Annotated in this window: 7 protein-coding genes; 3 read left to right on the plus strand and 4 right to left on the minus strand. The window is 75.0% G+C overall.

Annotated elements, in window-relative coordinates:
• Nucleotides 1-29: 29 nt before the first annotated feature.
• Nucleotides 30-1,613 carry a bifunctional phosphoribosylaminoimidazolecarboxamide formyltransferase/IMP cyclohydrolase gene (gene purH, locus ACZ6R9_RS00530; RefSeq protein ID WP_380488602.1) on the minus strand — a complete coding sequence of 528 codons (1,584 nt, stop codon included), beginning with the start codon at nt 1,611-1,613 and terminating at the stop codon, nt 30-32.
• The gene (gene purN, locus ACZ6R9_RS00535) at nt 1,610-2,269 is read right to left on the minus strand and encodes a phosphoribosylglycinamide formyltransferase (RefSeq protein WP_380488601.1); all 660 of its coding nucleotides are present in this window, start codon (nt 2,267-2,269) and stop codon (nt 1,610-1,612) included. The genes purH and purN overlap by 4 nt, the downstream gene beginning before the upstream one ends.
• A gap of 347 nt (nt 2,270-2,616) precedes the next feature.
• Between purN and ACZ6R9_RS00540 the strand changes: the two genes are divergently transcribed.
• A complete protein-coding gene (locus tag ACZ6R9_RS00540) occupies nt 2,617-3,207 on the plus strand; it encodes a hypothetical protein (protein WP_380488600.1) in 591 nt (196 codons plus the stop codon).
• A 7-nt stretch (nt 3,208-3,214) separates the two neighbouring features.
• On the opposite strand, the gene ACZ6R9_RS00545 is transcribed toward ACZ6R9_RS00540, so the two are convergent.
• Nucleotides 3,215-3,901, minus strand: coding sequence for a response regulator transcription factor (locus tag ACZ6R9_RS00545; protein ID WP_465535580.1), 687 nt, complete (start codon nt 3,899-3,901; stop codon nt 3,215-3,217).
• Complete coding sequence (locus ACZ6R9_RS00550; protein WP_380488598.1) at nt 3,898-5,028, minus strand: sensor histidine kinase; 1,131 nt, start codon at nt 5,026-5,028, stop codon at nt 3,898-3,900. Before ACZ6R9_RS00550 ends, ACZ6R9_RS00545 begins: the two co-directional genes overlap by 4 nt.
• Nucleotides 5,029-5,135: 107 nt before the next feature.
• Between ACZ6R9_RS00550 and ACZ6R9_RS00555 the strand changes: the two genes are divergently transcribed.
• Both ACZ6R9_RS00555 and ACZ6R9_RS00560 read left to right on the plus strand, forming a co-directional pair.
• Entirely contained in the window at nt 5,136-6,044 is a 909-nt protein-coding gene (locus ACZ6R9_RS00555) for an ABC transporter ATP-binding protein (protein WP_465535583.1), read from the plus strand.
• The gene (locus ACZ6R9_RS00560; protein ID WP_465535585.1) at nt 6,041-6,775 is read left to right on the plus strand and encodes a hypothetical protein; all 735 of its coding nucleotides are present in this window, start codon (nt 6,041-6,043) and stop codon (nt 6,773-6,775) included. Before ACZ6R9_RS00555 ends, ACZ6R9_RS00560 begins: the two co-directional genes overlap by 4 nt.
• Nucleotides 6,776-7,355 lie beyond the last annotated feature (580 nt).

The following is a 7,355-nucleotide window of genomic DNA, read 5'->3' on the forward strand; positions in this document are numbered from 1 at the left end:
ACCGGCCGGTCGGTGCCGGTCGGCGCCGGTCAGTGGAAGAAGTGCCGGGTCCCGGAGAAGTACATGGTCACGCCCGCCTTCTCGGCGGCGGCGATGACCTCTTCGTCGCGGATCGAACCGCCGGGCTGCACCACGGCCTTGACGCCCGCGGCGAGCAGGATCTCCAGGCCGTCGGCGAACGGGAAGAACGCGTCGGAGGCGGCGTAGGAGCCGGTGGCCCGCTCGCCGGCCCGGGTGACGGCCAGCTTGCAGGAGTCGACCCGGTTGACCTGGCCCATGCCGACGCCGACCGAGGCGCCGTCCTTGGCGAGCAGGATCGCGTTGGACTTGACGGCCCGGCAGGCCCGCCAGGCGAAGGCGAGTTCGGCCAGCTCGTCGGCGGACAGCGCCTCGCCGGTGGCGAGCGTCCAGGTGGCCGGGTCGTCGCCCTCGGCGTCCACCCGGTCGACCTGCTGGAGCAGCACGCCGCCGGAGATGCGGCGGGACTCCAGCTTGTCGGCGGGGGCCTCGGGGGCGAGCAGCACCCGCAGGTTCTTCTTCTTGGTCAGCACCTCGAGGGCGCCGTCCTCGTAGCCGGGGGCGACGACGACCTCGGTGAAGATCGGGGCGATCTGCTCGGCCAGTTCGACGGTGACCGGGCGGTTGACGGCGATCACGCCGCCGTACGCGGAGACCGGGTCGCAGGCGTGGGCCTTGCGGTGCGCCTCGGCGGCGTCCGCGCCGGTGGCGATGCCGCACGGGTTGGCGTGCTTGATGATCGCGACGGCGGGGCCGGCGTGGTCGTAGGCGGCGCGGCGGGCGGCGTCGGTGTCCACGTAGTTGTTGTAGGACATCTCCTTGCCGTGCAGCTGCTGGGCGCCCGCGAGGCCGCCGGTGCCGTCGGTGTAGAGCGCGGCCTGCTGGTGCGGGTTCTCGCCGTAGCGCAGGACGTTGCCCAGCTCCCAGGTGTTGCCGAGGAAGGACGGGAACGCCGCGTCGGTCTCGGTGTAGCCGGACTCCTCGAACCAGCTCGCCACGGCGACGTCGTACGCGGCGGTGTGCGCGAACGCGGCGGCGGCCAGGCGCTTGCGGGTCAGCAGGTCGAAGCCGCCGGACTGCGCGGCCGTCAGCACGTCCGCGTAGCGGGCCGGGTCGACGACGACGGCCACCGAGGGGTGGTTCTTGGCGGCGGCGCGGACCATCGACGGGCCGCCGATGTCGATCTGCTCGACGCACTCGTCGGGGGTGGCGCCGGAGGCGACGGTGGCGGTGAACGGGTACAGGTTCACCACGACCAGGTCGAACGGCTCGACGCCGAGCTCGGCAAGCTGCGCGCGGTGCGACTCCAGGCGCAGGTCGGCGAGGACGCCGGCGTGCACCCGCGGGTGCAGGGTCTTGACCCGGCCGTCCAGGCACTCGGGGAAGCCGGTCAGCTCGGAGACCTCGGTGACCGGAACGCCCGCGGCGGCGATCCGCCCGGCGGTGGACCCGGTGGAGACGATGGCGACACCGGCGGCGTGCAGGCCCTGGGCCAGCTCCTCCAGACCGGTCTTGTCGTACACGCTGATCAGCGCGCGGCGGATCGGGCGAACGTTCTCGGAGACGGGCGGAGTGGCGGAGGGAGCGGCGCTCATGCCGGGATCCATACCTTTCGGTCCTCGATGCGGTGTCCTTCGCGGGCCAGCCGGCCCACGACCTCGACGAGCAGCTTGCGCTCGACAGTCTTGATGCGTTCGTGCAGCGCCTCGCCGCCGTCGGCGTGGTCGGTGTCCTCGACCTCCACCACGCCCTGGGCGAGGATCGGCCCGGTGTCCACGCCGGCGTCCACCAGGTGCACGGTACAGCCGGTGACCTTCACGCCGTACGCCAGCGCGTCGGGGACGCCGTGGGCGCCGGGGAAGGCGGGCAGCAGCGCGGGGTGGGTGTTGACGGTGCGTCCGGCGAAGGCGCCGAGGAACGCGGGGCCGAGGATCTTCATGAACCCGGCGGAGATCACCAGGTCGGGTTCGTGCGACGCGACGGCGGCGGTCAGCGCGGCGTCCCAGGCGGCCCGGTCGGCGTGGTCCTTGACCCGCTCGACGAACACCGGGATCCCGGCCTGCTCGGCCCGGTCGATCCCGGCGATGTCGTACCGGTCGGCGCCCACCGCGACGATCCGGGCGCCGAAGGCGGGGTCGGCGGCGGCGTCGATCAGCGCCTGGAGGTTGGTGCCGGAGCCGGAGACCAGCACCACCAGCCGGGCCGGTCCGGGGGTACGGGGCGGGAACACTTGGGTGTCAGCGGCAGCCACGGCGCGATTCTCCGTAGGTCGGTGTCGCCCGCTGGTACGTCCACCGTCGGTGGGGCCATTACGGGCGGCGGCAGGTCGGGAGCCGTCGATGGCGCGGGCGGCCGCGGCGCTGCGGGACCCGGGGAACCGTCGGGAGCTGCCGACCGTCACCACGATAACGGCTGGTGGGGGGCCATTCGTCACCACCCCGCAACGCTACGCGCGTAGTTGAGACGCGGATCTCCCGGCCGCCCGGCAGCGGTCTGGCGGGGTGCCGTACAGCCGCCGACCGGTTGGGGGATCATTGACGGACCGCCCACTCCCCCACCACCGGGCGGACAAACCGACGAGCAGAAACGGCCGACACCATGAGCAGCGGCGAGGACAGCGGCGAGCGCAACCCCTTCGCGCCCCCTCCGCCCGGCGCCCCGGACCAGCCCTGGCGCCCCCGCCTCCCGCAGCCGCCCGAGTCCGGCAACCGGCCGGACGGGCAGCCGGACGGCGAGCACCCGCAGCCGCCGCAGTGGGGCCCGCGCCCCGAGCCCGGCCCGCAGGGGCCGCGCCTCGACCTGTCCGACCCGGCGCACCGCACCGCACGCAACGCCCTGCTGTCGGGTTTCATCGCCCTGCTGTCGGTGCTGTTCGGCCTGTACTGGATCGGCTTCCCGCTCGCCCTGCTCGCCGTCTGGTACGCCGTCACCGTGCTGCGCGCGCCCGCCGAGCCGGTCACCGACCCGTTCGCGCCGCGCCCGGTCCGCCCGCAGGTCCCGGCCGCGCTCAGCGCGCTGCTCACCGGTGGCCTGGCGCTGGTGATGTCGCTGGCGACGTTCACCATGCAGTTCGCGTACCACGACTACCTGGACTGCGTGAACTCCGCGATCACCAAGGAGGGCGTGCGCAGCTGCGGCACCGACGTCCCCTCCTGGGTGACCACGATCTACGAGGGCCCCGCGGAGTGACCTGCCGTCAGGCGTGGCCGGCGGCGGGGTCCGGATCGGCGGCCGGGGAGACGAAGCCCGACTCGTAGGCGGCGATCACCGCCTGGGTGCGGTCGCGCGCGCCGAGCTTGCCGAGCAGGCTGCTGACGTGCGTCTTGACGGTCTGCACGCCCAGGTGCAGCCGTTCGCCGATCTCCGCGTTGGACAGTCCGCGCGCCATCAGCCGCAGCACCTGCCCCTCCCGCTCGGTCAGCCCGGCCCGGGCCACCGCCCCGCCGTCCGCCGCGCCCCCGCCCCGGGCCGCGGCGAGGCGGCGGATCGACGCCGGGAACAGCAGCGACTCGCCCGCCGCGACCAGCCGCACCGCCTGGACGATCTCCGCCGGGCGGGAGCGCTTGAGCAGGAAGCCGTCCGCGCCGGCCCGCAGCGCCTCGTACACGTAGTCGTCGGCCTCGAAGGTGGTGACCACCAGGATCTTCGGCGGCCGGTGAGCGGCGCGCAGGACCGCCCGGGTCGCGGCCAGCCCGTCCAGACCGGGCATCCGGACGTCCATCAGCACCACGTCGGGGCGCAGCGAACGGACCAGGCCGAGGGCCTGGGCGCCGTCCTCGGCCTCACCGACGACGCCGATGCCGTCCTGGGCGTCCAGGACGGCGCGCAGGCCGGCCCGGATCAGCTCCTCGTCGTCGACCAGCAGCACCTTGATCACCGTCACCGGCCCAACCGTAGTGGCAGCCGCACCCGCAGCACCCAGTCCGGGCCGTCCGGGCCGGCCTCGCAGTCGCCGCCGAGCAGCACCGCGCGTTCCCGCACGCCGCGCAGGCCCTTGCCGCCGCCCCTGCGCGAACTCCCCTTGCCGGTCAGCGTGTTGCGGCAGGAGAGGGCCAGTTCGCCGGCCGCGACCAGAGCGCGGATCCGGATCGGCGCGCCCGGCGCGTGCCGCAGCGCGTTGGTGACGCCCTCCTGGACGATCCGGTACGCCTCGCGGGACAGCACGCCGGGCAACTCGGCCGCGCAGACGTCCAGTTGGGCGTCCACGGGGCTGCCGGCGGCGCGGGCGGCGGCGAACAGCTCCTCGGCCCGGTCCAGGCCGGGCTGTTCGCCGGCGGCCGCCTCGGGGGCCTCGCGCAGCAGCACCAGCATCCGTTCCAGGTCGTCCAGCGCGCGGCGGCCGGTGGTCTCGATCGCCTCCAGCGCCCGTTCCCGGAACGCCGGGTCGGCGACCTCGCGGGCCGCGCCCGCCTGCAGGACCGTCACGGTCAGCGCGTGGCCGATCGAGTCGTGCAGTTCGCGGGCCAGCCGGTTGCGCTCCAGCAGCCGCTCCGCACGCAGCTCCGCCGCAGCCAGCCGCTCCGCCGCCGAGGGACCCAACAGGCGCATGGCGAGCGCGAGTTGGAGCCGGCCGGCGAGCACCACCAGCCACAGCAGCGCGCCCAGCGCCGGCACCGCGAGCACCGGCCACCGCGCAGCCGCGCCGAACGCCGCGGCCATCAGGACGCCCGCCGCCGTGCCCAGCGCCACGCGCGCGACCAGCCAGAGCGCCGTCCGTCCGCGGTCCGCCCAACTCGCCGACGCGGCAACGCCGATCGACTCCTCGCGCTCCGGCACCAGCAGCAGCCGCGCCTGCACACCCTCCGCCCGCCGCACCGCCGGCACCAACGCGACCAGGCCCAGCAGCGGCACGTCGACCGCGCCGCTGAGCAGCAGCGCCCGCCCGGTCGAGACGCCCTCCGTCCCCGGGTAGACCAGCAGCACCATCCCGGCGAACACCGCGCCGACCAGCAGGTGCAGCCATCGGGCCCAGGTCGCGGGCAGCAGCAGCGGGGCGAACAGAGCGGGCATCGCGCCATCCTCCCTCCCGAGAGGGAGACGGACCACTCCCGGGCGGGATCCGCCGCTTCCCGCACGCCGATTGACTGATGGTCACACCCGACGAGAGGAGCGCCGCCGTGATCGAGATCCGCGACCTGACCAAGGCCTACGGAGAGCGCCGGGCCGTGGACGGCCTCGGCTTCCGGGTGGAAGCGGGCCGGGTCACCGGCTTCCTCGGACCGAACGGCGCGGGCAAGTCCACCACCCTGCGCATGGTGCTCGGCCTGGACCGGCCGACCTCCGGCACGGCCCTGATCGACGGCCGGCCCTACCACCGGCTCACCGAGCCACTGCGCCGCGTCGGCGCCCTGCTGGACGCCCAGGCCGTGCACGGCGGCCGCACCGCCACCGGCCACCTGCGCTGGATCGCCGCCTCGCACGCCCTGCCCGCCCGCCGGATCGACGAGGTGCTCGCCCTGGTCGGCCTCACCGACGCCGCCCACCGCCGGATCCGCACCTACTCGCTCGGCATGCGCCAGCGCCTGGGCATCGCCGCCGCCCTGCTCGGCGACCCGGCCGCGCTACTGCTGGACGAGCCGGCCAACGGCCTGGACGCGGAAGGCATCCGGTGGATCCGGACGCTGCTGCGCCGACTCGCCGACGAGGGCCGCGCGGTGCTGGTCTCCTCGCACCTGATGGCGGAGATGGCGCAGACCGCCGACCACCTGGTGGTGATCGGCCGGGGCCGACTGCTGGCCGACACCTCCACCACCGCGTTCCTGGCCGAGCACGGCCGCCGCCGGGTCCGGCTCCGGGCCGTCGACCCGGCCGCCCTCGCCGCGCTGCTCGCCGAAACCCACCCCACGGCGGTGCCGCTCGGCAACGGCGCCTACGACGTGCCGGACGCCGACCCGGGCGAACTGGGCGCACTGGCCGCGTCCCGCCAGGTGGCGCTGGTCGAACTGTCCGTCACCCACGACTCCCTGGAGGAAGCTTTCATGCGGATGACCGCGGACGCCGTCGAGTACCGGGCGGTGGCGGCATGAGCACCCACCCGCTGCGCGCCGAATGGGCCAAGTTCACCACCCTGCGCTCCCTGTGGACGACGCCGCTGCTGGCGGTCGCGCTGAGCGCGGGCATCACCGCAGCCGTCCAGTTCGCCTACGGCCGCACCGACACCTCGATCACCGAGGACCCGATGGAGGGCCTGTTCTACGGACTCAACTTCGGCCAGGTCGCGGTGGTCTGCCTGGGCATCCTGCTGGTCGGCCAGGAGTACGCCTCCGGCACCCTGACCACCTCGCTCGCCGCCGTCCCCGACCGGACGCGGTACTACCGGGGCAAGCTGCTGCTCGGCGCGGGCCTGGGCCTGGCCGTCGGTCTGCTCACCGTGGCAGGCCAACTCGCCGCCACCGCCGCCTCGGTCGGCCTCGACCTGTCCGCCCCGGGCAGTTGGCGGGCCCTCACGGCGGGGGTGCTCTACCACCCGCTGCTGCTGGTGCTGTGCCTGTCGCTGACCACCGTGCTGCGCAACCAGACCGCCGCGCTGGGCCTGCTCTCCCCCCTGGTCTTCCTCGGCACCACCGCGCTCTCCGCCATCCCCGGCATCCGCGAGGCCGCCCAGTTCCTGCCCGACCGGGCCGGCCTGTACGCCACACGCCTGCAGGACGCCCCCGGCGTCCACTACGGCCACGGCACCGGCCTGCTGCTGATGGCCCTGTGGACGGCGATCGCCGCGGCGGCGGGCCTGCGCACGCTGCTGCGCCGCGACGCCTGACCGCGCCCGCCCCACCCACCCACCCGTGACCCCGCCGCCAACGTGCACGCGCCCCCCACCCACTGCGCCGGCCCCTCCCGCGGGCCCGTCCCACCAACCCGGCCCCGCGCAGCGGACCCGGCCGGGCTTCGCCCCACCCCGCTCCCGACCCCAGCCCCGCACAGCGGACCGCCCCGGGTCAGGCCCGCGCAGCATCCGACGCCCGGTCCACTCACCCCTCAGCCCCGCACAGCGGACCGTCCCGGTTCCACTCACCCCGCTCCCGACCCCAGCCCCGCACAGCGGACTCGGCCGGGCTTCGCCCCACCCCGCTCCCGACCCCAGCCCCACGCAATGGGCTGCCCCGGGTCAGGCCTGCGCAGCATCCGACGCCTGGCCCACTCACCCCTCAACCCCGCGCAACGGACTGCCCCGAGCCGGCCCGCGCAGCAGACTGCCCCCGTTCACTCACCTATCTCCCGACCCCAGCCCCGCACAGCGGACCGCCCCCCGTTCACTCACCTATCTCCCGACCCCAGCCCCGCACAGCGGACCACCCCGGGTCGGACCCGCGCAGCGGATGCCCCGGTCCACTCATCCC

The sequence above is a fragment of the Kitasatospora sp. NPDC048662 genome (genome assembly GCF_055587065.1).

What these genes read in the sequence shown, in the direction of transcription:
- purH (WP_380488602.1), bottom strand. Translation starts at nt 1,613, where the DNA reads ATGAGCGCCGCTCCCTCCGCCACTCCGCCCGTCTCCGAGAACGTTCGC.
- ACZ6R9_RS00540 (WP_380488600.1), top strand. Translation starts at nt 2,617, where the DNA reads ATGAGCAGCGGCGAGGACAGCGGCGAGCGCAACCCCTTCGCGCCCCCT.
- ACZ6R9_RS00550 (WP_380488598.1), bottom strand. Translation starts at nt 5,028, where the DNA reads ATGCCCGCTCTGTTCGCCCCGCTGCTGCTGCCCGCGACCTGGGCCCGA.
- ACZ6R9_RS00560 (WP_465535585.1), top strand. Translation starts at nt 6,041, where the DNA reads ATGAGCACCCACCCGCTGCGCGCCGAATGGGCCAAGTTCACCACCCTG.